The following is a 1766-nucleotide window of genomic DNA, read 5'->3' as shown; positions in this document are numbered from 1 at the left end:
GGCCGCTGAGCGGCACCGGGAGATCCGCGTAGCCCCGCTACGGGTCGGTGGGCCGGTTCACGGATCGTCCGGGACGTGGATGTCGAGGACGCAGATGTCGTCGCGGTTGCCCGCGCACAGCGCGGCGAGCGTCCGGGCGAGGGACTCCCCGCGGCCCTCCTGGAGGAGTCGCACGGTGCTCGCGGCGAGGCGGTCGAGTCCCGCGTCGAGGTCCTCGCCCGGTTGCTCCACGAGTCCGTCGGTGTAGAACAACAGGTGGTCGCCGGGCATCAGGTCCATGACGGCCTGCCCGTAGGAGGCGTCGAGGGCGGCGCCGAGGAGGCTGCCCTGTGGCTGTTCGAGGAAGGCCGCCCGTCCGCCGCGGACCAGCAAGGGGGGCAGGTGCCCGGCCCGCACCCAGATCAGGCGCCGGTCCCAGGGCTGGTAGCGGGCCATGACCATGGTGGCCGTGGCGGTGGCGGACGGGTCCGAAGCGGTGTGGAGCAGGAGGGCGTTGAGCCGGCGCAGGACATCGGGCAGGGGAGAGCCGGTGATCGTCATGCCCTTCGTGGTGAACCGCAGCTGAGCCATGGTGCCGACGGCGGCCAGACCGTGACCGGCCACGTCTCCGACGACGAACAGGCCGCTGCCGTCCGGAAGTTCGATCGCGCTGTACCAGTCGCCTCCTACGTTGACCCCGCGCTCCGAAGGAACGTAGGCGACGTCGATGCACAGGCCCGCCACTTCCAGGGACTGCTCGGGGATGGGCAGCAGGGTCTCCTGCAGTCGTGCGGCCAGGGCCCGTTCGGCCTGGAGCATGCCCTGCTGGACGAGGACGGCGCGCTCGCTCTCGCGCAGCGCGAGTTCCGCGCCGCGCTGCGCGGTGAGGTCCTGGAAGAAGCCGTACACCTCGACCGGGTTGCCGTCGGCGTCCGTCTGGGCCTCGGCCACGATCCGCAAGTGGCGTACGCCGTGCGCCGTGGTGATCCGGAACGGCTGGTCGACGGCCTCGCCCTCACCCAGCAGCCGCCGGACGGCGGCCCCCAGTCTGGGAAGGTCCTCGGGGAGGAGGTGGAGCGGCAGTTCGTCCAGGGTCATCGGCCCCTCGGCGGGGTCGCGGTCGAAGATGGCGTAGACCTGATCGGACCAGGTGATGCTGTCCGTCGCCAGGTCCCAGCCCGCCCAGCCGAGGTTGCCCAGCCGCTGCATGTCGGCCAGCCGCTGTGCTTCCCGCTCGGTGGAGTCGTGGCGGATCCAGGACACGATCAAGCGGTCTCCGAGCTTGGACGCCCGGACCGAGTAGACGGACTGCTGCGGGAGGCCGACGACCACCTCCTCGTAGGTGAACGGCTCTCCCTCGTACGTGGTGCCCGTCGTGAGCGTCTCGAGGTACCCCTCCCAGAGCGAGGTGCCCGCCACGGTCGGGTACGTCTCCAGGATCCTGCGGCCCACGAGCTCCTTGCCGCGTCGCCCGGCCACGTCGACCGACTCGGGCGCCGCCGCGTCGATGCGGTAGTCCTCCACCTCGCCCGTCTCCGACCGCAGCGGCGTCAGCAGGATCGCGGGCCCGGCCAGCGCGTCCAGGACCTGCTGTACGGAGGCCACCTCGGCGCCCGTCGCCCCGGCGCCGGCGTCGCGGGGCTGCTCCGGCATCCCCAGCGGACCCGCGCACAAGCGGGCCGCCCGCCGCAGCAGCGCCCGGATGTCGGCGGCGAAGGGGCCGGGCCGCGTCCGCAGGAACCCGATGGCGGCCTTCGCGGGCCCGTCGGCGGGTACGGGGAGCCAGG

Annotated in this window: 1 protein-coding gene; it reads right to left on the bottom strand. The window is 72.8% G+C overall.

What is annotated here, in order from left to right:
- Positions 1-57: 57 nt before the first annotated feature.
- Positions 58-1766, bottom strand: a 1709-nt coding sequence (locus ACWGDE_RS38700) for a PP2C family protein-serine/threonine phosphatase (RefSeq protein ID WP_453393776.1), incomplete at its 5' end; no start/stop codon positions are given.

The organism is Streptomyces sp. NPDC054956 (assembly GCF_053609185.1).
Note: the sequence above shows the minus strand (reverse complement) of the source record. Positions and strands in the feature narration are given on the sequence as shown.